Origin of the sequence: Hoylesella buccalis ATCC 35310 (genome assembly GCF_000177075.1) — a bacterium.
Taxonomy (GTDB): Bacteria; Bacteroidota; Bacteroidia; order Bacteroidales; family Bacteroidaceae; genus Prevotella; species Prevotella buccalis.
Map to the genome: position 1 here is coordinate 44,445 of NZ_ADEG01000046.1, position 25,573 is coordinate 70,017.

Consider the following 25,573-nt stretch of genomic DNA (forward strand, 5'->3'; position numbering starts at 1 on the left):
TAATACAACTATGAGTGAAAAAAGCAAAATGAATCGAGCTAAGCGCGAGGCAAGACAAGAAAAACAAGCGCAGAATGTCATTAAATGGCTCTCCATAGCATTGCTTGTTTGTGCCATCATTTGGATTATTGTCGCCATGAACGTATAACGGATGAGCGGATTTGAGATTGAACGCAAGTTCCTTGTCAAGAAAGGCGGAGCATTCAAGCGTGCCGCCTTTTCCAGTAGTCATATCCAACAGGGATACATACCTTGCCTCAATGCGACGGTGAGGATTCGTGTTCGTGACGACGAAGCATATTTAACCATCAAGGGAAAATCCACTCATGGCGGAATGACGCGCTATGAGTTTGAGACAAAAATCACGCTCGAAGAAGCTTCGCATCTACTACAGCTTTGCCAAGGAGATATCATCGACAAGCGTCGTTATCTCGTTAAAAGTGGCAATCATGTGTTTGAAGTGGATGAATTCTATGGCGATAACGAGGGACTTGTTATGGCCGAGGTGGAATTGAAGTCAGAAAATGAACCTTACGAGAAGCCAGATTTTATTGGTCCGGAGGTCACTGGAGATGCGCGTTTCTACAACAAATACATGCTCACGAATCCTTTTTCCGCTTGGAAAGACACGTTACCAGAAGAATACCGATAAGCAGTGACAGCACAACACCGATGCTGTCGGCCAGAAAATCCATCCACTCGCCACTGCGGTTGCCCCCTGTGCAGGTTGCTTGAACGATTTCTATCAGGCCTCCCATGATGATTGGGGCTGCAAATGTGAGGATGAAGAGCTGTTTGTTACTTAGCTTTTGGCGGCTGCGTGCAGTTTCAATCCAAATGCAACAACCCAAAATAGTGTACAAGGCAACATGCGTCCACTTGTCTATGAGCGTGACACCACTTAATGGGATTTCTGGAATAGGAATCAAGCAAACAACCCAAATACCAAAGATAAGTACGGTAGTAAAGGGGTAGCGCTTGATAAATTGTATGATTTGTTGCATAGGAAACCGAACTTTTTTCATGCAAAGATAGTGCAAGCCGAAGACAAAGGAAGTTTACTTACTTTGTTGAGGCGTAGCCTATTTTATGCAAAAATAGTGCAAGCCGAAGACAAAGGAAGTTTACTTACTTTGTTGAGGCGTAGCCTATTTTATGCAAAGATACAATATTTTCAAGATATCAACAGCACGATTGTATCAAATCATTTGCCGAATCTGCCATGTCCATCAAAGATTTTTTTTATTTCAACAAGTCCGACCGCAAAGCGCTTATCTTTCTGCTCACGGTTGGAATTTGTGCTACGGCCCTGTTTTTCTTGCTCAGTGACGAAGAGAAAACAACGACAGGCGCATCTGAACGTGACACCGTTTTCGTCAAAGAGCCAGGCAGTTCATACCGTTCCAGCTCTCAACCTGTAGCATATTATCAGGTGGAAGGCCGACAAGTTGAACTCTTCCCCTTTGATCCAAACACAGCCGACAGCACAGACCTGTTGCGCTTGGGATTGCAACCGTGGCAGGTGCGCAATATCTACAAATACAGAGCGGCCGGTGGTGTGTATCGCAAGGCTTCCGATTTTTCCCGCTTGTATGGACTGACGCGTAAGCAATATCTTGCCATGGAGCCATACATTCACATCAGTTCTGATTATCTACCTGCGTCAACACTCTCCGCAAATGCAGCACCAACGCCTGAATTGGTGCGTGACACCGTTCGTTTTCCCATCAAAATCAAATCTACCGAGCATGTCGCTCTCAACGCTGCCGACACGTCCATGTTGAAAAAAGTACCGGGCATTGGCAGCTATTTCGCCCGCCAAATCGTGAACTACCGAATGCGTTTAGGAGGCTTTTACAATACTCGACAGCTGTTAGAAATAGAGGATTTCCCCGAAGAAGCATTGACTTATTTTTCTTTACCACCACGCGATGCCAATCAAATTCATCGCCTGTCCATCAACAAACTATCTATCAACCAGCTGAAGCGGCACCCCTACATGGGTTATTACCGAGCCCGTGCCATCGCTGACTATCGCCGATTGAAAGGACCTATCCATCGATTGGAAGACCTGGGCATGTTGAAAGATTTCACACCCGAGGCCATTGAGCGGCTCAAACCCTATGTTTCGTTTGAGGAGTAGTGCTTAAAATGTTGGAAACAGATGGCCACCTGTCCAACTTTTTTTATACCTTTGTGGCACAATCATAAATAGGTTTAGAGATGAAAATACAAGAAATACCCGTCTTGTTGCTCACAGGTTACCTGGGAAGTGGCAAGACAACGCTGGTCAACCGAATCTTATCCAACACGAAAGGCATCAAGTTTGCCGTCATTGTTAACGACATCGGTGAGGTGAACATCGATGCCAGCCTCATCGAACAAGGTGGGGTGGTTGGACAGAAGGATGACAGTTTGGTGGCCTTGCAAAATGGTTGCATCTGCTGTACCCTGAAACTCGACCTGGTACAGCAGCTCAACGACATCGTTAGCATGGGCAAATTCGACTACATTGTCATTGAGGCGAGTGGCATTTGTGAGCCAGCTCCCATCGCACAAACCATCTGTGCTTACCCCGAATTGTACCCACAGCTTGCCAAAAACGGCATCGCCAAGCTCGATTCCATCGTGACAGTGGTCGATGCCCTGCGCTTGCGGGACGAGTTTGGCGGTGGAAACGATTTGCTGAAAGAGAATATTGGCGAAGATGATTTGGAGCGTTTGGTCATCGAACAAATTGAGTTCTGCAATACCATCATTATCAATAAGATTGCTGAGGTAACGCCTGAAGAGTTGGCAAAGGTCAAGAAAATCATCCGTGCACTGCAACCCAAGGCAAACATCCTTGAGTGTAATTACGGCGATGTAGATCTAGATTTGATTATTGGCACGGGCCAATTCAATTTTGACGAGGTGGCTACGTCGGCCAGTTGGATAGCAGAATTAGAGGGTGAGCATGACGAGGACGAACACCATCACCATCATCATCACGACCATCCCGAAGGCATTGAGAACGAGGAGAGTGGCGAAGCACTGGAGTATAACATCCAGACTTTCGTCTACTATCGCCGGCCAGCCATGGACTTGGGGCTGTTCGACGACTTCGTGGCGCGCCGTTGGCCAAAGAATGTCATTCGCTGCAAAGGCATTTGCTATTTCAATGACGAAAAAAATAAATGCTATGTCTTCGAACAAGCCGGCAAGCAAGTGCAGATACGCGATGCCGGTCAGTGGTATGCCACCATGCCGGCCGACCAGTTGGAGCAGATGAAAGCTCAAGCACCGGCTTTGCGTCGCGATTGGGATGAAACGTATGGTGACCGCATGCAGAAGTTGGTTTTCATTGGTCAGAACCTCGATCAGGAAGCCATCACCAAGGAGTTGGATGCTTGCTTGCGCGACTAAAATCGGCAAGGCTTTGTACTGAAAGCATCTTTCTTTACCAATAAAACAACATACTCATCAAGAGTTGACACCGCAAATGCCAACTCTTTTTTTGCCCTTTCTGTCTGTATGTCATCAGATTTTTGCTGAAAACTTTGTTTATTGTATTTTTTTCCAGTACATTTGAAGGGCAAATCAATCTATAACACTTACTACTATTAGAAAAAATGAAGTCAGATTCACAAATCGCACACGAAACAAAGCTACTGCCTATCGCTGAGATAGGCGCGAAAATCAACATTCCTCAAGAGGCTCTTGAACCTTATGGCAAGTACATGGCCAAGGTTCCATACACGCTCATCGATGAGGAAAAAGTAAAAAAAGCTAATCTCATCATGGTCACTTCCATCACGCCCACCAAGACAGGCAATGGCAAGACAACGGTCAGCGTGGGACTTGCCCTGGGTATGAACCGTCTTGGAAAAAAGGCGGTGGTTGCTCTTCGCGAACCATCTCTTGGTCCTTGCTTCGGCATGAAGGGTGGAGCGGCTGGCGGAGGCTATGCGCAAGTGCTGCCTATGGAGAAAATCAACCTCCATTTCACCGGCGACTTCCATGCTATCACCTCGGCCAACAACATGATATCAGCGTTGCTCGACAACTACTGTTATCAAAACCAGGACCAGGGTTTCGCACTCAAAGAGGTGCTTTGGCGTCGAGTGTTGGATGTCAACGACCGTAACCTGCGCAACGTTGTCACAGGCTTGGGACATCGTACCGACGGCGTAGTCAATGAGTCGGGCTTTGACATCACGCCTGCCTCTGAAATCATGGCCATCCTCTGTTTGGCCAAAGATGAGGAAGACTTACAGCGTCGGGTAGAGAACATCCTCTTGGGTTTCACCTTTGAAGACAAGCCTTTCACCGTGAAGGATTTGGGCGTGGCTGGAGCCATTACGGCTCTTTTGCACGATGCCATCCATCCTAATCTGGTACAGACCACCGAACACACGCCGGCATTCATCCACGGAGGCCCGTTTGCCAATATTGCACATGGCTGCAACAGCGTGATGGCCACCAAGATGGGAATGACGTTTGGCGATTATGTCATCACGGAGGCTGGATTCGGTGCCGACCTGGGTGCCGAGAAATTCTTGGACATTAAGTGTCGCAAGGCCGGTCTTTCGCCTAAACTCACCGTACTGGTGGTAACCGCACAGGCACTCAAGTTGCATGGCGGCATTGACGTAACGGAAATCAAACAACCGCATCCCGACGGCATTCGTCAAGGATTGACCAACATGGATAAGCACATTGCCAACATGCAGGCCTTTGGGCAGAACGTTGTGGTGTGCATCAACCGCTTCCCCGATGATACCGATGAAGAACTGGCACTGGTACAGGAACATTGCCAGGAGCTGGGTGTAGGCTGTGCCGTCAATACGGCTTATACCGATGGTGGCAAGGGGGCTGAGGCCTTGGCACAACTGGTTATCGACACCATCGATGAGCATCCGTCTGCCCCATTGAAGCTGTTATACAGCGATGACGAGTCCATTGAGGAAAAAGTGCGTAAGGTGGCTCAACGCATTTATGGTGCTGATGACGTTGTTATCAAGCCTGCTGCGAAGAAAAAACTGGCGCATATCGCTGCTTTGGGTTATACTCATTTCCCCGTTTGCATCGCTAAGACGCAGTATTCATTCTCCGAAGATGCCAAGGCATACGGCGTACCCACCCATTTCAAAATTACCATTCGCGACTTTGTAATCAATGCCGGTGCCGAAATGATTGTGGCCATCGCTGGCAGCATCATGCGTATGCCTGGCTTGCCCAAGAGTCCGCAAGCCGAAAGGTTGTATGTTGAAAATGGCGTGATACAGGGATTGTCGTAACCGAAGGACTGACCAAATCGCAGAAAAATAAAAAAAGACGGCAGGTGAAAATGCTCACTTGCCGTCTTTTTTGTCGGGATGAGGCGACTCGAACGCCCGACCCCTACGTCCCGAACGTAGTGCGCTACCAACTGCGCTACATCCCGATGCGCTTTCTGTTGTTTGCTGTAAGTAACAAACCGTAAAGCGTTTGCAAAGGTACATCATTTTTTTGCAAACCGCAACAAAAAACCGTGTTTATTTGTTTTCGTCAACACAGGCACTTCAATGGATGCAGATTCAAAATCGAAATGCAAAACTTGTTGGTTTACTCTACTAAGGACACCCTCCCTTATCTCTGAAAAAAAATATTTTCGCTTCTTTTGTATTTCCTAAAAATTGCATTTCTTAATTGAACTTATGATCTACGGTGTCAATGCAATGACTCAACGAATACACATTCCATTTCCTTCATATTCTCACAAAAGTCCATATAAGACGTGTCTGTCTTACTAATTTCAATGCCATATATTGATAGAGTGGCCGAGCTTCCTTTAAGATGTGAAGTCGGGATGTTCAACTGTTTCTGATTCAGTGGGGCAACAAATCCACCTTGATCTACTTTCAGTGCCGTCATATATGCCATGACTTGATGGATGTCATCGCTATCTACCTTTGACACCTTGTCGTAACTACCTAGTAACTTGTACTTGGCATCAAGTACCATGTCATCTTTATAGAAGTCTGGATAGCGTATACCACTATGGTCATCAAAAAGATAGATACCACCCTTGTGCAGTTTGTTCTCAGGGTGTTTGAAATCGTAATCTCTCAAGATGGTGTTGACATATTCTTCCCAAAGCCAAGCCCCATCAAACAGGATGCCACAAATGTCGTTATTGCTTTCACCGTACTTGACCTCGTCCATTCTAAGAATCTGTAGACAGAGCATTTGTAACGGACGATACTCTGTAAAATAAGGATGAGCTTTCACACGGAGATTTTTGTTGATTATACAGCCCCGCTCATTCTTATTATATAAAGGTGTGTGCTCAACGATAGCCTTCACGTTCTCAATAGTCTCATGGTCAACATTCAAGACTGACTGCCCATATCGTTTCGTTTTCATAAACTCAATGGTATGTCGAATCAACTCTGTCATATTGTTATCATGGCTATACTCTCTTGTCGAGTAAGCTATGTTTCCAACGAATGGCACATTTTTGGCAATATGCTGAGCAATATCAATGGTTCCCTTAAGATTTGCATCGTTGTGACTAAAGTTTTGGTATTCCCTATAAACGCCCTGTCGCATAGCTGCTTTCAAAAAGTATGGGAACATGAACATGATAAAGTCAAAGACATCTTCTTCTTCATTGTTGTGACTGAGGTCAAAGAGGTTAAACGACAATACTTTCTGAAGCATATAGTGCAGAAGGTAGTCGTCTCGACCCTTGTCAAATCTTGATTTTATCTTTATTTGGAGATTATCAACACCAATGAAGCCCATTACATTGCCCGTAGTGATTCGTACCTTGTCTGGATCATCGGTATTGAGTATGCTCATGATAGAAGACTCACCAATCATGTCATCCGAAGTTTCAATGCTATATGGGAACATGAGAAGGTTCTCATTTTCCCCACATAGTTCTGCAATCGTCTTGCCAGCGATTGGGAACAATGCCGCCACGTCCTCTCTCAGAAACGTTCCGGCATCAGATTGTCCGATGTTGTTATCTGTCAGATTAATCCTCATCTATCAGTTCTGCCTTGTCAGCTATTATTTCTTCCTTTGTACCAAAGTATGTCCTACGGAATCTGTCAAGAATCTCGTTTGCCTTACGGAATCCACGTAAATATTCCTTCAGCAGCGGCTCGATGTTCATCTTCCACAACTTGCTAAAATCGCCTCCGTTTTCACTGAGTTTCAGGAAGTAAGACGGGCCTATCATATATGCAGCTCCAAGTCCATCAGTTTCTGCAATGGCACTATTCAGTCTGTGCATGGTAGCCTTAGCCTTCTTTTCACACGGCATGGCGTTAAGCATAGACTCCGTGTCTGTTGGAGTTACTTCTTTCCATGTAAATCGTCTGCGCATGGCAAAGTCCATACTCTCCACAGAACGATCTATGTCGTTCATCGTTGCAAGTATGTAAACATTCTCCGGCACATAGAACCCCTTTGCAAACATATCCGACTCAGGTACAAGATTCTGGTATTGGGTCTGTACCAAATGTTCTTGTTTCCCTCTGTAGCCAGGATCTATAGCGTAGAACAACTCTCCAAAAATCTTGGATACCTCGCCACGATTAATTTCGTCAATGATAAATACAAATGGCTTTCTATCTATCTTGTTTGCTTCCACCACAGGCGTCTTCTTATGTTTCATTGCTCGAACAGCCTTTGTAATAACAAAGGCATAAGAGTCTGGCTGGGTCCCAAATTTGCGGTTGAAATAATTTCGTATATCTCTAACAATATTTAGAGGAACACCGCTAGTAAGCAACTCTAGTATTTCATCTGCATTTACAGCAACCTGTGTCGTCTTTTCATTCTGTTCATTATGAATGACTATGGTGTGACCCCTCATTTCAGAAATGACGAACTCACTGCCATTGACGGTTTTAAATTTATTACCGTTTTCAATGGAATCTTCAACAAAACGGTCAAGCCTGTCCTTCCATGACATTTCCTTAGTCAGACTTTCTATACTCTTTTCAGAATCAATCAAGTTCTTAATGGCTTCACGACAGAAGTCCTTAAAAATTCCATCTTTGCGCTCAAATTCCATCTGTCCATCGCTCTTCTCGATAGGACGCAAGCCTTCTACGAAGTCAGTATAATCATAAGAAGGATGGAACTGCACGAACTTTGTCACGGCTCCCATCTCTGCTGCTATTTCCTGTGCCATGTGTGTTTTACCTGTACCGGGAGCACCCGTCAAGACAAGATTATAGTTCTCGTTGAGAAGTTCTATGAACTCACTATACGTCTTTTGTTTTCCATGGATGATATTTTTTCTTGCCATATCTTTGCTTGACATTAAACGGTTTACATAATCAATAACATCTTTCAATTTACGATCAGATTTGTGAAGCGTTTTACGATACGAACCATAAAATGCCCCGTCAAAGTCTTTGTCATCCGTATTCATATAATCAACGGAACACCTACAGTATGTTGAACCACCTATTATATTTGTTTCAATATTACTTGTTACCATGCCTACTGCTTTTACGCGCATAAAAGGTTGGTCATGATGGCTACCCTTGGTGGAAGTTGATTTCAATATAATGATGTCTCCTTCCGATATAGTCTGCACAAGAGGAAGAAGTTTTTGGTCCGCAACGTTATGTTCATCATGCTTACTCTCCCATATTCCATCTTTTACAAACCTATCAAACTGAGATTTCGTACTACCAAAAGAATAACCGGCAAGCCAATATGTTTTTTCTGGTTCGGATTTTCCAAAATAGTGAATACCCACACGCATGTAGAAATCATAGAAAGACTCGCGTTTCTCGTCATACTGTGAAACGATAAAATTGTTCATGTCTATTCGTGATTCAAGGTCGCCTTTGTACCCAAAACCCTTCGCAGCTGATTGTAGAAGTTCCTTAGTAAACATATTAATAACCTTCTTGTCTGAGTAAAGGCAGGCTATTTTCCATTTAACCACATCACCGAAGTCAACGTCCTCGACATCTTGCAAATCACCCTGAACGGCTTTTTCTGCTATCGTTGCAATCTTATCTCTGACAATGTTGAAGGCTTCCGCACTTGTTTTACTGTTGTATTTAGCCTGCCAGCAGTATTTATCGTCATACTTTACTGGCATACCCTCTTTAGGTGTTTGGTCAAACATATAAATTCCGAATTTCAGCGAACTACCACCCCAGATCGAACCAAGACGGTATGTTCCTGATTCAAGCCAATAGCAAAAAGAGTCTTTACGATTGAGGTTCGTATACTTTTCTATTGGCATAGAACGCAAAGATTCTACGGGAAAACGCTCAAGAAACATTTCCTTTAAATTGGCTTCGCTCTCCAGCTGCCTCTTGATTGCTTCAGTGAGGTCAGGTCTCAGCCGCCAAACGAAGTGATTTTTCTCATCATAATATCCATTCATGGAAATAATCCAGTATTGCATCTTATTATTTTGCATGACTGAAAAATCGCCTACAGTCTTCTGCACTGCACGGCCGAAGTTCATGATAAGCGCATTCAGTGATGATGCCTTGTCATTGAATTCCCGTGCTACATCAGAACATGATCCTTCATGATTTGGAGAATAATAGAATTTAAGTAAGGCAAACTTGTATTTTGCCCATAAATTATACTTATCAGAGAGGAGTGAGTCCCAGTCCAATTTTAAATCGGGAACCGTATACATTCCATCAACGAACGCTTCTTGATATATTTTCATATTGACAGTTTGGCTATTATCTGATTAAATGCTTCTTACTTTCTGTTTTTCATTCTTTTTAAGTAGAAACGTTGCAGACGCATTAGATAACTTTCTTATTTGGCAGCGAAGCGCATGATGGCGCAACTCACCAAAGGACAAAGATAAACAATTTCTGTGATGTACAAACTGAGGTTCAAGCAAAAAGTAAATGAATGGTCAATCATGAACTCAATGAGCCGTGTGCCAGACCAAGAAAAAAGTTGGGATTCAGAAGACCACTTGAGTTTTATTACTTAAATTTGCAAACGTTGTTGTATTTGAAGTTGAATCTACCTGGTAAGAAAATGGAGATAAGCACGCAGAACATTAATATTTCACATGATATGGTTTCGCAGAAGCGTTTCATCAATTTCGATTTACTTAGAGTGGCTGCAATGTTTGGAATTGTGGTGCAACATTACTTCGCTCATGGTTTGTATTATCATTTTAATATTTCCTCGGGAGGGGTAATGGGTCTTTCTATGTCCTCGTGTAATTTCATGATGTCCGAAATAGTATATGAGATATGTCATGTTGCTGTGAATTGTTATGTGATGATAACAGGTTATTTCATGATAACCAAATCTTTTAAGCTGAGTAGGTTGGCTGTATTATGGGTTGAGGTGTTGTTTTATGCGGTGAGTTTGTATGCGGTCTTATGTTGTATGGGCTTTCAAACTTTCCAAGTAAAAGAGCTGACCAATGTAATCTTTCCTATCACTTTCAAGGAATATTGGTTTATGACCAATTATATGGGCTTGCTCATCTTCGCTCCTGTCTTGAACGTCTTTGTTCATCATGTTAGTCAAAGCAAACATTTGTTGACGTTAATAGGGTTGGGAGCAATAAGTTTGACATTATTAGTGAAGTTTCCTTTAGGTGACACTTTTGGTGGAGGTTATGGGTTCTTGTGGTTCATATTTTTGTATTTGGTTGCTGGTTATGTTAGACTATATGCAAGAACGATGAATCGATATGGCAGAAAAGCCATTGTCGCTGCGGTTATTACCTTTACATATCCTGCCTGGATGCACATATTTATACCTTTATTTGATGGTACTAATATGACGCCTTTTGGTTTTAGCTATAATGGTTTTGTGTTTTTTTTCTCGCTCTATGTTTTTCTTTGGGTTCGAGGTTTAACCATCAAAGAAAATGGTTTGACAAGCTGCCTCGTTAAGATAGCTCCTTATACGCTTGCGGTCTATCTGATCAGTGATAATGCGATGGTGCGGAAACTATTATGGCAGAAGATGTTCGTATGGCAAGGAATGCTGGATGATAGTTTGTTTATGTTCAAAATGTTAACGAGCTGCTTGATTATTTTCACAATATGTATAGGTATCGATTGGTGCAGAAAAAAAATGTTTGAATTAGTAGGAATAAATCGTATCGTACGGTTGACATCTGAAAAGATAGAGAGCGTGATAAAACGTGCCGTTGTTACATTTGCTTCATCATAGTATGAAGACTTTAAACATGTGTACATTTCTGAATGGTATTGTATGGTGATGTATGAGGTTGCCGCGCTTTGTTTACCATTGAAAAAAAAGTAAGAAATTCGCCAATTCGTATTTATTGTTTATTTCGTTGTTGATTTCATCTACCCATCCCAATGAACGGGCCGTTCCAATAGCATTGACTTTGAATGGTAAACTCAAAGGGTTTAGGCGTCAAAGTCAATGGGTTTGATGCACAAAGTCTATGACATTGCGCCCCCGTGCGCAGCAAGGTGAAATGGCACATGATTATCATCACTTTCCTCATCCAAATTAGTTGTGAAAAAAGAACGATGAGGACGTGCGGTCGCAACGGTAGGACAGGGAATGTTTCGGAACGGTAAGTCCTTGCACATTCGTGACTGTCCGTTGCAAACGAATGCTGTTACAACAGCTCTGGAAGTTGGAACAGCTTGATGCCGTTGCTGCCTTTGATGAGGATGTAATAGCCTTGTGGAGGCTCTTGTCGCAGGGCTTCCCTCACGGCCTCCGTGTCCTTGAACTTGCGGAGCGTTGTGTTTGTGCGACCAAACTCCTCGCCCACGAGCCACACCTTGTCGAGGTTAAGTGTGGCGATGAGGTCCACAATCTTCTGATGTTCAGCCATACTCACGTCCCCCAGCTCGCGCATGTCGCCCAAGATGGCCATCTTTTTCGGCACGTCCATGCGTTGGAAGTTGGTCAGCGCGGCCTCCATGCTCGTTGGGTTGGCGTTGTAGGCATCTACAATGAGCTTGTTGTGGGCCGTGATCTGTAGTTGGCTGCGGTTGTTGCTCGGCACATATCCGGCCAAGGCGTGGTTAATTTGTTCGTCGGAAACGCCGAAGTGCGACCCAATGGTGATGGCGGCGAGCATGTTGTCGAGATTGTAGGCGCCGATGAGCTGTGTCTGCACCTCGTGCCATCGTGTGTCCTCACGGGGTGAGGGGGCAGCCGCTGTCTTACGCCATCTAAACTTCAGGTAGGGTGCGCAGCTCACTACCTCGCCGCGGATGCTGATGTCCGGCCGGTCGGTCTGTGCGTATCCCATGGCTTTGACGTTGGGGCAGTGGGTGCGGAACATCTCTTTAAGGTACTCGTTGTCTTGGTTGATGAACACGAGGCCTTGCGGTTTGTGCTGCTGCATGTAATCGTAGAGTTCGGCCTTGGTGCGCATTACGCCCTCAAACGAGCCGAAGCCCTGTAGATGCGCACGCCCCACGTTGGTGATGAGGGCATAGTCGGGTTCAGCTACTGTTACCAGTGATTGGATGTCACCGGGATGACTTGCACCCATCTCCACGACGGCCATCTCATGTTCGGGCTTCAAACATAAGAGCGTCTTGGGCACTCCTATCTCGTTATTGAAGTTGCCTTGCGTGTACCACACGTTGAACCGTTCGGCCAGCACGGTTGCCAACAGTTCTTTAGTGGTAGTCTTGCCATTGGTTCCGGTAATGCCAATGATGGGCGTACCCAGTGTGCGGCGGTGATAGTTGGCCAACTGTTTTAACGTTTGCAGACAGTCCTCTACCAAGATGTAGCGTTCGTCTTCTTGTATTTGGTATTCCTTTTGGTCAATCACAGCGTACGCGCATCCCTTTTCTAAGGCACTTTGTGCAAACTCGTTGCCATTAAACGAAGTTCCTTTCAAGGCAAAAAACATGCTATCCTTTGGGCAGTCGCGACTGTCAGTGGTTACCACTGGATGCTTTAAAAACAGTTTGTATAGTTCAGAAATATCCATACCTTCTTTTTTATGAGCGATCAATGATCGTTCTGTTTCAATTGCAAAGGTAATTGAAATCACATTGTTGACAAAATATTTTCTTTCGTCTTAGAAATCTCCTCATCATTTATGAGGATGAAATTAAATGGGGATTGAGCTTCGTGGGGTGGTGAGACAATGCAAAATCACTATTTTTGGGTATTGTATAAAGTTCAGATTTAGGATAATTTTGCAATCGCCAAAGAATATTTTATAATACGGCTGAATAATTAGTTAAAATTATATATTGTTAATATGGAAAAGCGAATAGCCTATATTTTTACATTGGTATGCACCCTGTTATGCTTCTCGGGTATGGCAAAAGCACAGGGATGTGCAAAAGATAGTACGAGATGCTGCAAAAAAAGCAGACTGTCATTAGGTGGCTACGGAGAAGCCGTGATGAGCAGAATGTTTTATTCCGACAACATCAACCGCTACAGCAAGGCAGAAAAGTACAAGAATGCTAAAAGCCGTGGACAAGCAGACTTGCCTCACGTTGTGGTGATGTTGGGATACGACTTTGGCAAGGGCTGGACTATGAACTCAGAGATTGAGTTTGAACATGGCGGCACCGAGAGTGCCATGGAAATGGAAGATGAAGAGTTTGGCGAATGGGAAGGCGAGATTGAACGCGGTGGCGAAGTGGCACTCGAACAGTTTTGGATTCAGAAATCGTTCTGTCCCGAATTGAATATACGCGCTGGTCACGATGTGGTTCCCATTGGATATACCAATGCGCATCACTTACCAACCGAGTTTTTCACTGTATACCGTCCAGAAGGAGAAAACCAAATTTTACCCTGTACTTGGCATCAAACAGGTGTGTCGGTTTGGGGACGATGGAAGTTTCTGCGTTATCAAGCCATGTTCCTGCCAGGTCTTAACTCACTCTTGTTCAGCAAAGATCAGTGGATTAAGAATGGATCGGCAAGTGCTTTTGAATTCACACCAGCCAACAAATATGCCACAGCGGTTCGCCTTGACTTCTATCCATTGAAAGGATTGCGCATAGGTCTCAGCGGATATTATGGCGAATCGTTCAACAACACCCTGCAGAGTGATGAGCGCGGTAAATATAAAGATGTGAAAGGTGCTGTCACCATCGGAACGATAGACATGAGCTACACAGGTCACGGTTGGCGCATTCTTGGTGGTTTTGATTATGGACATCTGGGCGACGCTGACATTATCTCAACCTACAATCGCTCGCAGAGTTCAACCTCACCATACAAACGTACACTCGTTGGCAACCGTGCACACGCTGCAAGTATTCAGGCAGGGTACAATGTGATGCGCTTCTTCCCGTGCATGAGAAGTGAGAAACAACAACTGTTCGTCTTCGGAGCATACGAGAACTACGATGCCTATCATCCTGTAGCAGGAAACAGCGACTATGAATGGACCGACAGAAACCGCATCGCCTTTGGCTTCAACTACCATCCAACGAAGCAAATTGTTGTGAAAGGAGAATATAGCAACCGCTTCCTGAAAAGCAAGTTTAATAACGAGCCGAGCATTTCGCTGGGTATAGCCTATGCAGGCTTTTTCCTATAGTCTTTACAATATAACTCTAACAATAAAAAACAAAAAAAATGAAAAGATTATCGAACTATTGTTTCGCTGCAATTCTCGGCCTGATTTTTTCGATGTCATTTACTGCATGTTCTGACGACAACGGGGATGATACGAAAAAAGATGAGCTGAAAAAACAGGAAGAACGCGACAAGGCGTACGCTGAAATCGTTGACGCCTTCATCCACAAAACTGTTGTGCCAACTTATGAGAAGATGGCCTTAAAATCGTCTGAATTGGTAAAAGACCTGAGGGAATACCGCAAGAACCCGACTCAGGCAAACCTTGACAAGGCATGTGAAGACTTCCTCGCATCGCGTATGTGGTGGGAACGCAGTGAAGCTTTCTTATTTGGAGCTGCTTCCGACTTCGGTATCGACCCACACATTGACTCTTGGCCGCTCGACCTTCCTGCACTGGAGAAGTATCTTGCAACAGCAACCAATATTGAAGAACTTGATGGCGACGATTATGACATCGCTGCACGCACAAAACTTGGTCAGGAGTTGTTGGGCTATCATGGAGTGGAGTACATCCTTTTCAAAGACGGAAAACCACGCAAGGCAGGTTCAATAGAAGACGAATACCTCGTGTATGCCATTGCCGTGGCTGGCGACCTCCGCAACAGTTGCTGGCAGCTCCTCACTTCATGGGCTGGAGAGAAATATGCTTCCAAACTGGATGCTGCACAAGTGAAACACATCACAGAAGATGTTGAGCTTGGTATCACCGTTGGTGGAGGAGAACATTCTTACGGAGAGAACATTCTGCTTGCTGGTCAACCAGGTTCACTGTACCGCTCATGGGTTGCCGCTCTACAGGAAATTGTGTCGGGATGCAATAGTATCTGTGACGAGGTTGGCACATCGAAGATTGGATCAGCACACACAGGCGAGGACGTTTCATACATAGAGTCGCCATACAGCCAAATGTCCATTCATGACTTCCATAACAATATCATCTCTGTTGAGAACGTTTATTATGGTGGTATTGAGGGTAATCGCGGTGCCTCCATCCACAATTATATGGCAAAGCACAACAAGGAAATGGACATGAAAGTGACGGCAGCCATTACGAAGGCACAAACAGCCATCAAGAACATGAAGGCTCCATTTGTGCTCAACTATACAGATGCAAGTTGCAAGGCAGCTATGGATGCTTGCAAGGAGCTTGATGAGACGCTCAGTGAACTGAAGACTGAGTTGAAGAAATAACAGCGTGAACACCGATTATCAAGGTGCGACGTATTCGAGTTTCAGGTGGCTAAACCGCCTGAAACTCATCCGCATTTTTAGTCAACATGTTAAAACAAAAAGATTATGAAACATCACACAATCACCACAAAACAAGTACTTTCGGTAGCTGCCATGGCATTTGTATGTGTGTCGGTCATATCTTGTAAGGACAAAGATATCAACGACAACGGCAGTGGTACTGAGAGTAAGGAATTGGCGGACGAATGGTATGCTGGAGGAAAACTCGGCACAACATTCAATGCTACTGCAAGTGCGTACGAGGATCCCACACCCGCTATCGAAGAGGCAGGACTGGAATATCAGTTCAAGATGGGTGAATATTTCTTTGAACGCCCATACAACTCAAGCACACGTCCATTCAACGGAAGAGGACCATTATACTCGCGTCCCTCATGTGAAAGCTGTCACTGCGGTTATGGACACGGATGGCGCATTACAAAGTTCGATCCAAAACAATGGGGTAATGCCACAGAGTTGGAAATATTCGGCGATGATGGTGAACTACTCTCTTTCTTCAGTCCCAAGTTCCAGGGCATGCCTCCATTCAAGTCGTATCTCGACCCAGCAAAAGTGCAAATTACATGGAAGGAATATACCGATGACTGGGGGAACGTATTCCCAGACGGAGAGCGATACAGCCTGATATATCCTGATGTGAAAATACCAGAGGATGCCTATTATGTGAAACCGTCACACAACGGAAAACCTGTAAGTGTAAGTGATATTCACATACGACTCAAGAACGCCATTCCTTTCTTTGGCAACGGACTGATAGGAGCCATTGATGCCGACAGTCTGTTGAAGCAGTGGCAGCGCGAAGAAGCGCATGCGAAATTGGATCCCTCAAGGTTTAAGAACGGAAAATGGACTGCCATTGACTCTATTACAATGGAACCTTTCCGCTTCGGTCATTTCCTTGACCTAAGTACATTTACTTGGGATGTACAGCACTGGGCAAACTTTAATGTAACGAGACGTGGACACACCACAATTAATGTGACCAAGGAGTATGCGCTAACAGCAAGCAAAGATCCTGATATTCAGAAAGTATTCTATCAATATTTCCCTGAATGGAAAAAAACGGGCAACCCAGAAAAGGACATATATAACTATTTCACCAGTGACAAGCACCCTATTGAAATGGAAGACAACGATTACCTGAACTATATGGTATGGCTCAGGGGATTGGCTGTTCCTGCGGCGCGCAACATGGATTCCCCAATCGTGCAACGCGGCAAGAAGCTCTTCAACGAAATAGGTTGTGCTACGTGTCACCGACCCATGTGGATTACGGGCAACGACCAGTTCTCCTATCCTGGCGACCTTAACATCAAACCCAACGACCCACGTCTGCCACATTATCCCAAACAAAAGATATGGCCTTACACCGATTTAGTTTCACATAGGCTGTACATGAAGAACGATGTTCGCAAAGGATGGATACGTACACCGCCATTGTGGGGCAAAGGACTTATGAAAGTATGTACTGGTCACGATGACCGACTGTACGATGCGAGAGCAAGAAATGTCATAGAGGCAATTATGTGGCATGGATGTTCAAAAGAAGGTGGCGTTTCGCATGCACGGTGGACAACAGAGAAGTTCCGCAAACTGAACAAGGACGACCGCCATGCGATAGTCAAATTTATCGAGTCTATCTAATGAAGAAACGACTAACGAATATTTCTTTCGGGCTGCTGTCATTGACTATTATAGTCTTGGCGGCAGCCTCGTTCATGGATAAGAGGTACGGCACACAACTAACACACAAGTACATCTATGGCTCATGGGCTTTCGCTGCCCTGTGGATGATGCTTGCCATATCGTCCCTGTTTGCCATTCTAAGATACTGGCATGCGGTGATGCGTCATTCGCTTATCTTTCTGCATGTTTCATTCGCTGTGATTCTCTTAGGAGCAGGCCTGACCTTCTTAACGGGTAAGCAAGGTGACATATATCTCCACAACGGACAACCAGCAGACTCATTCATCACAAAAGACGGCAAACAGCAGCGCCTGCCTTTCAATATGAAACTTTGTAATTTCAACATTGAGTACTATGCGGGTACAGATTCGCCCATGGACTTTGTCAGTCATGTTGCCTTTAGTGATGGAGACGAGCAGCAGGTGTCCATGAACAACATTGCGAAAAAACAATACTATCGATTTTATCAAAGTGGTTATGACACGGAAAGCGGCTGGGTGCATCTATCCGTTTCATACGATCCGCTGGGCATTACAGTAACATACTGCGGATACGTCATGCTGCTACTGAGCATCATTGCATTTCTTGCAGATCCATGTGGTGGATTCCGAAGGACGATTAGACAGGTTATGAAGAAGGAGAGCGTCAAGGCAAAGGCGTTAGTGCTGGCTTTGCTATTACTTGTACCCATGAAGATGCTATCCTCCAGTAACATCCCACTTCCCAAAACATTACCAGCAGCATTGGCTGAACGCTTTGGCGACCTCTATGTTTACCACTGTGGGCGCATCTGCCCCATGCAGACAATGGCAAGAGATCTAACTATTAAACTGTATGGCAGTGACAGCTACAGAGGATACACCGCCGAACAGGTACTCGTTGGATGGCTATTATACCCCACAGACTGGGTGGAACAGCCCATGATTAAGATAAGTGGAGGAAGTGTACAAAAGGCATTGAACACAAATGGAAGGTATGTCTCATGGATGGACTACACCAGTGACACACAAGGCTTCAAACTTTCATCTCTGATAGAGCAGATGAACAAAGGCTCGCTCAACAATAGCGAAGCACGGGATGTTGCGGCAGCTTACGAAAAATATAATATCATTGCGTCACTCATGTCAGGACAAGCCGTTAGAATGTTCCCTGTGAAAGAGGCAGGTAGTCTAAGGTGGATGGCACAAGGCGACCAACTTCCAGAAGGACTTGGACAAGATGAGTGGCTCTTCATCAAACGCTCCACTGACTATGTGATGGAGCTTGCACTTGCAAAAGACAACACAGGAGTGGAAAAAGTCCTCCAAAAAATACGCGAGTATCAACGGAAAAAGGCAGGAACAGTATTGCCATCCGACAGCAGGTTCAAGGCTGAAAAGATATATAACTCACTCCAGTTCTCTTTTCCCATGGCAATATTACTTATCGTGGCAGGCATACTGTTCTACATCATGACCGCAAGAAATCTGTTACGCAATAAGCCACAACAACGCTCTCTCAAGCTATGCGGCTCTTTGTTGCTTGCCCTGTCCGCCTGTTTCCTACTTGTGGTGATTACGCTGAGGGGATATGTGGGAGGACACATGCCCTTGTCAAATGGCTTCGAGACCATGCAGTTCATGGCGCTTTGCATGCTTGTCATTGCATTGCCACTTGGCAAACGCATACCGTTCTTTCTCCCTTTCGGGCTTATGGCAGCTGGTCTTGCCCTGATGGTGTCCATGCTTGGCGAGCGTAATCCACAAATTACAACGTTGATGCCCGTGCTTGCTTCTCCACTGCTCAGCATACACGTCATTTTGGTCATGCTCTCCTATTCCCTCTTTGCATTCTTGTTCTTCAATGGTGTCACGGCACTCATCATGAACCGAATGGGAAGTAGCACTGCTATTCTCAACCGATTGACTGATATAAGTCGCATCATGTTGTATCCAGCCGTATTCTTGTTGGCTGTAGGAATATTCACTGGTGCCGTGTGGGCGAATGTTTCATGGGGGCGATACTGGGGGTGGGACCCCAAAGAAACATGGGCATTGATTACGATGCTGGTTTATTCCTTGACGTTCCACGAACAGTCATTGCCAGCGTTTCGCCGTCCAATATTCTTGCATGTCTATATCGTATTGGCTTTCTTGACGGTGCTGATGACTTATTTTGGTGTCAATTATGTGTTGGGTGGGATGCACAGCTATGCTTGATAAATTTGTTGATGTACATTCACTCTTCGTACAACTGCCTTTTAGCCAAGTCATTCAGCGTCAGCGTTGTTGTCAATTCGGCGGATGGCACGTTGGCGATGAGGCTTCACCACCAATGGCACATTTTCGATGAATACGTTACTTGTATCAAGCCCTAACGCATGTGTCATGCTTAGTTTTATGTGCGAAATGAGCGAATATAATCCCATGATAATGCGTTCTTTCTGGGAGAAGTGATTGAGAGCTGCATAAATTCGATTAATGATGACAAAGGTAAAATTGGCAGGAATGTGATGCTTCCTGAGCGATGGATAGCTGCTGTCGATTGTAAACTCTTTGCGAGCCACTAACTCCTCTATAATTTGCCGAAAATAAAGATTCACCAAGGGTTGTATGCGAAATCCTAAATTCAAATTGATGCGATAGAGCGTATCAGGGATAAGAGTGGTAAACTCATATTCAAGCGTTGAAGGCTCATCCTGATAATTGATGTGCAATAATATATAGTGGTCGGCTCGAACAGGATGCTTGTTGATGATAGAATATAGAATTTTTTGTTCTATTTCGTAGGTTCCAGAAAGCTTGCTAAGATAGACCATGTTTGTGGTAAACTTAGCAATAGAAGTATCTTTCTTTATATCAGAAATAACGTCATACCAATCTCTTACATCACGTACGTCAACCTGTTGTCCCCGAATAAGGCGCGCATTGTACCATACATACATCACAGAGAACATGACACCAGCCATGAGCATCGTTACCCATCCGCCATGAACAAACTTGAACATGTTGGCAATAAAGAAAATCCCTTCAATCCCTACAAAAAAGACGACAAAGGGCAGAATAAACAAGGGTGACACCCTACACTTATGTAAATAGGCAAAAAGCAGGAAGGTGGTCATGAGCATCGTTATAGTAATGGCTAAGCCGTAGGCAGCCTCCATATTTTCTGAGTTTTGGAAAAACAGAATAACGAGAACGCAAAGCACATAGAGTGCCATATTTACAAAAGGTACATACAGTTGACCTTTAACGTCGGTAGTGTATTTTATCTTCTGTCTGGGCCAAAACTTCAAATTCATTGCCTCACTGAAAATAGTGAACGAACCACTAATAAGAGCTTGACTGGCAATGACGGCAGCAATTGTCGCCATGACAATGCCAAAAAACAGAAAACTGTGGGGCATGATAGCGTAGAAAGGGTTGATACCAGGAACAAGACTATCAGGATGACTGATAATCCACGCACCTTGTCCTAAGTAGTTGAGGATGAGCATCAATTTAACAAACGCCCAACTCACACGTATGTTTTGTGCGCCACAATGACCAAGGTCGGAATAAAGAGCCTCAGCTCCCGTAGTACACAGGAAAACAGCGCCAAGAATGAGGAACCACTTAGGGTCGTGCACTAATAGTTCTATCGCATAATATGGATTGAATGCCTTGAGTATGGGCAGGAAGTCAGCGATGTGACCAATGCCAAGCACCCCCATCATGGCAAACCATACGAACATAAGGGGTCCAAAAAACCGACCAATGGCATTGGTTCCAAACTGTTGTATGGCAAACAACACCGTAATGATGCAAAGACAAATGGGTACAGTAGGCGTACTGGGTTCGTAAACCTTCAATCCCTCAATGGCAGACAGCACCGTAATCGATGGTGTAATAACGCCATCAGCAACCAACGTACTCGCCCCGATGATAGCCAACAGGTAAAGCCATTTTGGACTATGTCGCCTGATAAGCGCATAAAGAGCCAAGATGCCACCTTCGCCTTTGTTGTCGGCACGAAGCGCAATAAGCACGTATTTAACCGTGGTCTGTAACGTCAACGTCCAAATAATACAAGATACAGCACCTATGATATATTGGGCATTGATAACACTACCAGCCGTAACAATTGCCTTCATGACATACAGTGGCGAAGTACCAATGTCGCCAAAAACAATACCTAACGTTACGACAACACCTATGAAACTCAAACCACTATGCGTCACACGCTTGTCATCAGGAGAAAGTACCATATAGAATACGACTTAGTTCTACATCAAAATTTGGCTGCAAATATACTAAAAAAACAGAACCAACAAATTTTTGTCATTTTATTTTTCACGATTTTCACACCTATTACAAGCTTTTGCAAGTTCGGTGGCACGCTGCATCGAAGGCTCATCCATGCTGAATTTACCTTACAATGTGCCTCTCATATTTTGCGTGTAGACAACCAAACGCCCATTTGTTCGTAAAAACGCTAAAAATGAGCCGTTTTTATAATTTGTTGCTGTTGAATAGATTACGCAAAATCCTTCTCTTTTTATTCCTATTTATACCACTTCTTGTCGGCAAAAGCATTGAGATAAGCATCGAATATGCATGCTTTGATGTTGCTATAGCATGTGAATAACCACTCAAAAAGATGCTTCTAAGTGCGTTAAGTCAATGTTCCAGCTTTAAAATCCGTCTTTTTTGTTAAAATCAACCCATTTTTGTAGAGTGCTTGCCTATTGATTTTTTCTATTTCGAAGATTTTAGATGATCGTTTTATGGTAAAATTACAGAACAAAAAAACAACGGATTCCTTCATGTAGGATGCTTTCATTGAAGGGTAATTGTTGTTACAAAAAATGAAAGCCAATAAAGTAAACCAGACTAAGCACGCACCGTTCATTGAGCCACAAACAAGGTAATTGGTTTCGTTAGAATTAGATTTGTTATTGAAACAAAGCCATCGTTCAATAACGAACGTCCTGCTGTCCGCACGTAAGATACAAATATCCTCATAAGATAGGATACATGATATTCACAGAAAAATTGTAACTTTGCATGCAGACAGATGAATACTACTCACACTGCGCATGTCATTCTTTTTCGCCTTTGCCCAAGCTATGTAACCATGCCGGCAGAGGTGGAAGTTCTAATGCCAAAGTTACCGTGTGCCGGAAGGCCTGTGCGGACATGGTGCTTCTGGAAATGAAGCGAGGCGTAAGTGATAATCTTTTCTCACGATGAATCAGCAATTACTAAACAAATACAATATTCCCGTGCCGCGATACACCAGCTATCCACCGGCCAACTATTTCCACGAATTTACAGAACGCGAATATCTTGCTGCCGTCGACGCGTCCAACCATCAGACGCGCCAGCCGCTGGTGTCGTTCTATCTGCACATTCCGTTTTGCAGGCATCTGTGCCATTACTGTGGCTGCAACTCTTATCCCATGGCGGATGATGTGGTGATAGGCCACTATGTGGACGCCTTGCATCGGGAGATTGACTTGGTGGCTGCACGGATTGACACGGCTACACGGAAGATCTCGCAGATACACTATGGCGGCGGAAGTCCCACGGCACTGCCCATCCATTACCTACAGGAGCTGAACGAGCACCTGTTGTCTCTGATGCCGGCCATAGAGAATCCCGAGATAGCCATAGAGTGCCATCCCGGCTATCTCACGGCCAGCAACTGGGAGGAATTAGGCAGATGTGGCTTCACGCGCTACAGCTTAGGCGTACAGGATTTCGACCTGCGCGTGCTGAAGGCCGTTAACCGCAGGCCGCCCTTGATGCCTATAAGCGAAATCATGGAACTGTTGCGCGCCCAGGGTGCGACCATCAACATGGATTTGCTGTTCGGGCTGCCACTTCAAACACCCGAGTCGTTCGCGCAGGCCGCCCAGCAAGCGGCAGCCCTGCATCCCGATCGCGTGGTGACGTTCAGCTATGGACATGTGCCATGGGTGCATAAAAGGCAATTGGTACTCGAGAAGCTGGGCTTGCCCAAGGATGCCGACAAGCAGGAGATGTACCGGAAAGCCGCGGATGTCTTTCATGCCGCCGGCTATCGCAGCATTGGCATGGATCATTTTGTGCTGCCTACCGACGAACTGAGTATCGCATTGGACACCAGGCAGCTGCACCGCAACTTCCAAGGATATTGCACGCGCCGCACCACAGGGCAGGTCTATGCCTTCGGCGTAACGGCCATCAGTCAGCTGGAAACGGCCTATGCGCAAAACGGGCGTGACATCCAAGCCTATATAGACACTATACGACAGGGCAAGTTGTACACCCGGCGTGGCTACCAACTCACGAGGCAGGAGCAAATCGTGCGCGAGGTCATTGCGCAGATGATGTGCAACTACCATCTTTCCTGGTCTGAGATAGCTGGGCGTATCGGCATCACGCCGGCCGAGGTGAAGGCCGCCACCAACTACGACGAGGCTAAGTTGCGCGAAATGGAGGCCGACGGACTGATACTGCTTAGCGATGATGTTGTGGCCATGACCAGCATAGGCTCGCCATTCGTACGGAATGTAGTGGCCACTCTCGACCCGCTGATGCAACACACCGACAAGAAATTTTCAAAGCCAGTATAGGCTAAAATATAGAAAAGATGATGCCATTAGAAGATATTCAAGGGCAACAAGGTACCATGGCTGTGGCCGACCAACCGTCTGCCTTGTCCACGGAAACACCAGAACCCGTTGACGTTTGCGTGATTGGCGCCGGAATCACCGGCCTCACCACAGCCTTCCACCTGATAAAAAAAGGACGTAGCGTGCGTGTGGTGGAGAAGGCCAGCCGCATTGGAGGACAAATCCACACGCACCAGGTAGGCGATTTTGTGATGGAGAGCGGCCCCAACACAGGGGCAATCTCCTATCCGGAGATTGTCGAACTGTTCAACGCGCTGGACGGTGACTGCCAGTTGGAGACGGCGCGCGCATCTTCCAAGCGCCGTTTGATATGGAAGGGCGACCGCTTCCGAGAGCTGCCGTCCGGACTGATTGGCGGACTGCGCACGCCCTTGTTCACCTGGCACGACAAGTTTCGCATCCTGGGTGAGCCGTTCCGTGCCAAAGGAACCAATCCTGATGAATCGGTTGGCGAGCTGGCTGCGCGACGATTAGGGAGGTCGTATCTTGATTATGCCGTGGATCCTTTCGTGTCGGGTGTCTATGCGGGCAACCCCATGACGCTCGTTACCCGTTATGCCTTGCCTAAGCTGTACAATCTGGAGCAAACGTACGGGGGATTCATCCGTGGTGCCATGGCCAAGGCCAGGGAGCCTAAGAGTGACCGCGACCGACTGGCTACCAAGCAGGTGTTCTCGGCTAAAGGCGGTCTGGAGCATCTGGTACAGGCCTTGGGCGCGGCCATTGGGCCGGAGCATATCACTACCGGGGCCAATGGCGTACAAGTTTTTCCTGATGCTAATGGGTATGAGGTGAGATATACTACGGCAGACGGCATGGAACATCGCATTGCTTGCCGCAAGGTGGTGACCACATGTGGCGCTTATGCCTTGCCCGCCCTCCTGCCATTCGTGGATGAAAGGCTCATGAAAGATGTCAACAACCTGTTCTACGCACCCATCGTGCAGGTAGGCGTGGGCATCAGGAACACCGGCGGAAGGCAGTATCAAGCGTTTGGCGGTCTGGTTCCTTCGTGTGAACGGCAGCAAGTGTTGGGCATCCTCTTCCCATCGGCTTGCTTTGAGGAGCGCGCGCCAGAGCACGGGGCAGTGTTCTCATTCTTCTTAGGAGGAGTGAGACACCAGGAGTTTATAAGTAAGACTGATGATGAGTTGACAGACATTGTCGATGATGCCTTGCACCGGATGCTACAATTGCCAAAGCATATTCAACCCGACGCGCTTCGTATATTCCGCCACCATCGGGCCATTCCTCAATACGAGGTGACCAGTGGGGCGCGCTTCGCGGCAATTGACAAAGTGGAGCAACGCTACCCTGGCCTTGTCCTGGCAGGAAACCTCAAGGGAGGCATCGGCATGGCAGACCGCATTCGGCAGGCTGTGGCCGTTGCCAAAAACATATAATCCTAAAGTGAATATGAGAAGGGTTACACTGAAGACATATCTTAAT

Annotated in this window: 17 protein-coding genes and 1 tRNA gene; 12 read left to right on the plus strand and 6 right to left on the minus strand. The window is 45.6% G+C overall.

The genetic code is table 11. From position 1 onward, the window contains the following. Positions 1–10 precede the first annotated feature (10 nt). A complete protein-coding gene (locus HMPREF0650_RS13325) occupies positions 11–148 on the plus strand; it encodes a hypothetical protein (RefSeq protein ID WP_023058109.1) in 138 nt (45 codons plus the stop codon). A 3-nt stretch (positions 149–151) separates the two neighbouring features. After that, complete coding sequence (locus HMPREF0650_RS05530) at positions 152–652, plus strand: CYTH domain-containing protein (RefSeq protein WP_004349008.1); 501 nt, start codon at positions 152–154, stop codon at positions 650–652. Here HMPREF0650_RS05530 and HMPREF0650_RS12705 read toward each other — a convergent pair. Beyond that, the gene (locus tag HMPREF0650_RS12705) at positions 600–1,004 is read right to left on the minus strand and encodes a VanZ family protein (RefSeq protein ID WP_081454855.1); all 405 of its coding nucleotides are present in this window, start codon (positions 1,002–1,004) and stop codon (positions 600–602) included. The genes HMPREF0650_RS05530 and HMPREF0650_RS12705 overlap by 53 nt on opposite strands. 218 nt (positions 1,005–1,222) lie before the next feature. Here HMPREF0650_RS12705 and HMPREF0650_RS05535 point away from each other — a divergent pair, with 218 nt between their 5' ends. From HMPREF0650_RS05535 to HMPREF0650_RS05545, 3 genes are all read left to right on the plus strand, one after another. Further along, entirely contained in the window at positions 1,223–2,143 is a 921-nt protein-coding gene (locus HMPREF0650_RS05535; protein WP_004349009.1) for a helix-hairpin-helix domain-containing protein, read from the plus strand. 80 nt (positions 2,144–2,223) lie between these two features. Then, complete coding sequence (locus HMPREF0650_RS05540; RefSeq protein ID WP_004349010.1) at positions 2,224–3,405, plus strand: CobW family GTP-binding protein; 1,182 nt, start codon at positions 2,224–2,226, stop codon at positions 3,403–3,405. A 206-nt stretch (positions 3,406–3,611) separates the two neighbouring features. Beyond that, positions 3,612–5,279, plus strand: coding sequence for a formate--tetrahydrofolate ligase (locus HMPREF0650_RS05545; RefSeq protein WP_004349013.1), 1,668 nt, complete (start codon positions 3,612–3,614; stop codon positions 5,277–5,279). Positions 5,280–5,352: 73 nt separating this feature from the next. Here HMPREF0650_RS05545 and HMPREF0650_RS05550 read toward each other — a convergent pair. From HMPREF0650_RS05550 to HMPREF0650_RS13490, 3 genes are all read right to left on the minus strand, one after another. Further along, positions 5,353–5,425 (minus strand) — tRNA-Pro (locus tag HMPREF0650_RS05550). 266 nt (positions 5,426–5,691) lie between these two features. After that, positions 5,692–7,014, minus strand: a complete 1,323-nt coding sequence (locus HMPREF0650_RS05555) for an McrC family protein (RefSeq protein ID WP_004349015.1) — start codon at positions 7,012–7,014, stop codon at positions 5,692–5,694. Next, the gene (locus tag HMPREF0650_RS13490) at positions 7,004–9,685 is read right to left on the minus strand and encodes an McrB family protein (RefSeq protein ID WP_004349017.1); all 2,682 of its coding nucleotides are present in this window, start codon (positions 9,683–9,685) and stop codon (positions 7,004–7,006) included. The genes HMPREF0650_RS05555 and HMPREF0650_RS13490 overlap by 11 nt, the downstream gene beginning before the upstream one ends. 194 nt (positions 9,686–9,879) lie before the next feature. On the opposite strand from HMPREF0650_RS13490, the gene HMPREF0650_RS05565 reads away from it, so the two are divergent. After that, positions 9,880–11,169 (plus strand): acyltransferase, encoded by a 1,290-nt coding sequence (locus tag HMPREF0650_RS05565; protein WP_155813583.1) that lies wholly within the window; start codon positions 9,880–9,882, stop codon positions 11,167–11,169. Positions 11,170–11,590: 421 nt separating this feature from the next. On the opposite strand, the gene HMPREF0650_RS05570 is transcribed toward HMPREF0650_RS05565, so the two are convergent. Continuing rightward, positions 11,591–12,931, minus strand: coding sequence for a UDP-N-acetylmuramoyl-tripeptide--D-alanyl-D-alanine ligase (locus tag HMPREF0650_RS05570; RefSeq protein WP_004349020.1), 1,341 nt, complete (start codon positions 12,929–12,931; stop codon positions 11,591–11,593). A gap of 276 nt (positions 12,932–13,207) precedes the next feature. Here HMPREF0650_RS05570 and HMPREF0650_RS05575 point away from each other — a divergent pair, with 276 nt between their 5' ends. The 4 genes from HMPREF0650_RS05575 (at position 13,208) to HMPREF0650_RS05590 (ending at position 19,685) form a co-directional block, all read left to right on the plus strand. Continuing rightward, positions 13,208–14,509 (plus strand): hypothetical protein, encoded by a 1,302-nt coding sequence (locus HMPREF0650_RS05575; protein WP_004349021.1) that lies wholly within the window; start codon positions 13,208–13,210, stop codon positions 14,507–14,509. 38 nt (positions 14,510–14,547) lie between these two features. Then, positions 14,548–15,741 carry an imelysin family protein gene (locus tag HMPREF0650_RS05580; RefSeq protein WP_004349023.1) on the plus strand — a complete coding sequence of 398 codons (1,194 nt, stop codon included), beginning with the start codon at positions 14,548–14,550 and terminating at the stop codon, positions 15,739–15,741. Positions 15,742–15,846: 105 nt separating this feature from the next. Further along, a complete protein-coding gene (locus HMPREF0650_RS05585) occupies positions 15,847–17,445 on the plus strand; it encodes a di-heme oxidoredictase family protein (protein ID WP_004349024.1) in 1,599 nt (532 codons plus the stop codon). Then, positions 17,445–19,685 carry a cytochrome c biogenesis protein CcsA gene (locus tag HMPREF0650_RS05590; RefSeq protein WP_004349026.1) on the plus strand — a complete coding sequence of 747 codons (2,241 nt, stop codon included), beginning with the start codon at positions 17,445–17,447 and terminating at the stop codon, positions 19,683–19,685. Before HMPREF0650_RS05585 ends, HMPREF0650_RS05590 begins: the two co-directional genes overlap by 1 nt. Before the next feature lie 50 nt (positions 19,686–19,735). Here HMPREF0650_RS05590 and HMPREF0650_RS05595 read toward each other — a convergent pair whose 3' ends face one another. Further along, positions 19,736–21,712 (minus strand): KUP/HAK/KT family potassium transporter, encoded by a 1,977-nt coding sequence (locus HMPREF0650_RS05595; protein WP_004349028.1) that lies wholly within the window; start codon positions 21,710–21,712, stop codon positions 19,736–19,738. Between the two features lie 981 nt (positions 21,713–22,693). On the opposite strand from HMPREF0650_RS05595, the gene hemN reads away from it, so the two are divergent. Then, positions 22,694–24,064, plus strand: coding sequence for an oxygen-independent coproporphyrinogen III oxidase (gene hemN, locus HMPREF0650_RS05600; protein WP_004349030.1), 1,371 nt, complete (start codon positions 22,694–22,696; stop codon positions 24,062–24,064). 56 nt (positions 24,065–24,120) lie between these two features. Continuing rightward, positions 24,121–25,527: a protoporphyrinogen oxidase gene (gene hemG / locus HMPREF0650_RS05605; protein ID WP_050774845.1), complete on the plus strand. Its 1,407-nt coding sequence runs from the start codon at positions 24,121–24,123 to the stop codon at positions 25,525–25,527. Positions 25,528–25,573 lie beyond the last annotated feature (46 nt).

Coding starts and splice junctions, on each gene's coding strand:
- HMPREF0650_RS05545 (WP_004349013.1), top strand. CDS start 3,612: ATGAAGTCAGATTCACAAATCGCACACGAAACAAAGCTACTGCCTATC.
- HMPREF0650_RS05595 (WP_004349028.1), bottom strand. CDS start 21,712: ATGGTACTTTCTCCTGATGACAAGCGTGTGACGCATAGTGGTTTGAGT.
- HMPREF0650_RS05580 (WP_004349023.1), top strand. CDS start 14,548: ATGAAAAGATTATCGAACTATTGTTTCGCTGCAATTCTCGGCCTGATT.
- HMPREF0650_RS05570 (WP_004349020.1), bottom strand. CDS start 12,931: ATGGATATTTCTGAACTATACAAACTGTTTTTAAAGCATCCAGTGGTA.
- HMPREF0650_RS05575 (WP_004349021.1), top strand. CDS start 13,208: ATGGAAAAGCGAATAGCCTATATTTTTACATTGGTATGCACCCTGTTA.
- HMPREF0650_RS05585 (WP_004349024.1), top strand. CDS start 15,847: ATGAAACATCACACAATCACCACAAAACAAGTACTTTCGGTAGCTGCC.
- HMPREF0650_RS05565 (WP_155813583.1), top strand. CDS start 9,880: ATGGTCAATCATGAACTCAATGAGCCGTGTGCCAGACCAAGAAAAAAG.
- hemN (WP_004349030.1), top strand. CDS start 22,694: ATGAATCAGCAATTACTAAACAAATACAATATTCCCGTGCCGCGATAC.
- HMPREF0650_RS05540 (WP_004349010.1), top strand. CDS start 2,224: ATGAAAATACAAGAAATACCCGTCTTGTTGCTCACAGGTTACCTGGGA.
- hemG (WP_050774845.1), top strand. CDS start 24,121: ATGGCTGTGGCCGACCAACCGTCTGCCTTGTCCACGGAAACACCAGAA.
- HMPREF0650_RS05535 (WP_004349009.1), top strand. CDS start 1,223: ATGTCCATCAAAGATTTTTTTTATTTCAACAAGTCCGACCGCAAAGCG.
- HMPREF0650_RS05590 (WP_004349026.1), top strand. CDS start 17,445: ATGAAGAAACGACTAACGAATATTTCTTTCGGGCTGCTGTCATTGACT.
- HMPREF0650_RS13490 (WP_004349017.1), bottom strand. CDS start 9,685: ATGAAAATATATCAAGAAGCGTTCGTTGATGGAATGTATACGGTTCCC.
- HMPREF0650_RS13325 (WP_023058109.1), top strand. CDS start 11: ATGAGTGAAAAAAGCAAAATGAATCGAGCTAAGCGCGAGGCAAGACAA.
- HMPREF0650_RS05555 (WP_004349015.1), bottom strand. CDS start 7,014: ATGAGGATTAATCTGACAGATAACAACATCGGACAATCTGATGCCGGA.
- HMPREF0650_RS05530 (WP_004349008.1), top strand. CDS start 152: ATGAGCGGATTTGAGATTGAACGCAAGTTCCTTGTCAAGAAAGGCGGA.
- HMPREF0650_RS12705 (WP_081454855.1), bottom strand. CDS start 1,004: ATGCAACAAATCATACAATTTATCAAGCGCTACCCCTTTACTACCGTA.